2 protein-coding genes are annotated in these 1,358 nt (G+C 56.9%); both read right to left on the bottom strand.

Features of this window, described 5'->3' with window-relative positions:
* Positions 1-128: 128 nt before the first annotated feature.
* On the bottom strand, positions 129-566 hold the full coding sequence (locus AC097L_RS24535; protein WP_479589331.1) for a hypothetical protein: 438 nt from the start codon (positions 564-566) through the stop codon (positions 129-131).
* A gap of 26 nt (positions 567-592) precedes the next feature.
* Positions 593-1,081, bottom strand: a complete 489-nt coding sequence (locus AC097L_RS24530) for a hypothetical protein (protein ID WP_479589330.1) — start codon at positions 1,079-1,081, stop codon at positions 593-595.
* Positions 1,082-1,358: the final 277 nt, after the last annotated feature.

Genomic DNA, 1,358 nt, shown 5'->3' with positions numbered 1-1,358 from the left:
AGGGTACTCGCCTCGGTGCTCCTGCACCATGCGCACTGCGCGCTCACGCACCTCAGGGGAAAACTTATTCGACTTCTTCATGGCTCAATCCTCTCAGAGATTTGAGCCTCCTCAAAACCCGGGGCGGTTCATTCCTTTGACGCGGCCAGGACGGTCTGCATACGGGCCATGACTGGCAGGAAGTGCCGGGCCTCATCCATGTTGCCGGTGATGTTGCGCAGGTCCAGCAGCATCTTCATATTGCCGGTCGCGGTGGTGGTCAGGTTCTGGCCTGCCAGCTTCCAGGCATCGGCCACACCATTGGCAATGTCGCGTTGCTGCATACCGGCCATATTTATGCGGACAAGCTGCGATTGGTATTCTTCGGCGGGCTTCAACATTTTGTTGAGTACGGATAGACCCGCAAAGCCTCCAGCCGCCATGGCCGTACCAATTAAGGCCATCGACTTGTGCAGGGTCTTAGCTTCTTCATTGGTTTTGCGCAGCCCCTGCGACAGTATGCCCAGTACGCTGCTGGCATTGGTGGCCAACGAAAGGGAGATGCCGATTTTGTATGCGTCAAACATAGTTGTCCTTTGAGTGGTGGAGATGGTTAGATGAGGGACGGCTGCGCGGCGACAGGGGATTTCTTGGGCGAGGTGCTTTCTTTTGCCCCCACGCGCGCAGACACAGCCGTCTGCGAGGTATGCGCTGGATTAACCATAGGGTCGCTAATTTCGAACCCGTCTTCGAAGTCGGCGCACCATTCATGGGCCAGGTCTGCGATTGCGGTCAGTTGTGTCGTTTCATAGCTCAGGTCGGCGTGCTTATGGTCGCTGTGCCGGGCCATCCAGTCGGACAGGCTCTCGATGCGGTCACGCAATGCCCCCATGCGGCGCTGCAATGTGGCGATGGTCTTGGCCGCCTGCGGGTCGCTAGCGATAATTCCGAATTGCTCACAGACTGCGCGAAGTTGCCACGGGTGAACTAGGACGGTGTGCGGTTCGTCTATCCCATCCTGTTGACTCAGTAGGATGGCCTGGCCGTGGTCATCCGTCACTTCTTCGGCGGTCAGGTGGTGGTGTGTCAGTGTGGTGGTCATGGTGTTGTTCTTTTAATGAGTGGTGCAAGCTGCATGTACAGATGGCTTCTCTAGATGGTCTCCGTGAGACGGTGTAGAGAGAGGGGCAAAAGTAGCCCGGATAGCACCGTGAGACGGTGTAGGCGGCACCTTCCCTACACCGCGAGACGGTGCAATAGGGGTAAGCGTCCGGCGAACCCATCTTGAACTGAGCCCTTTCCACTCGCAAGATCGTGTGCACGCAACAGATCGTGCACACCATGCTTAAAGATTCAGAGATTTCCAGAGATACAACCCG

Source organism: Rhodoferax sp. RT5P35, from assembly GCF_056521385.1.
The sequence above is the reverse complement of the archived record's forward strand: the minus strand, read 5'-3'. Positions and strand labels throughout refer to the sequence as shown.

Bases quoted from the DNA above. Each gene is read 5' to 3' on its own strand.
- AC097L_RS24535 (WP_479589331.1), bottom strand. From the start codon at position 566: ATGTTTGACGCATACAAAATCGGCATCTCCCTTTCGTTGGCCACCAAT.
- AC097L_RS24530 (WP_479589330.1), bottom strand. From the start codon at position 1,081: ATGACCACCACACTGACACACCACCACCTGACCGCCGAAGAAGTGACG.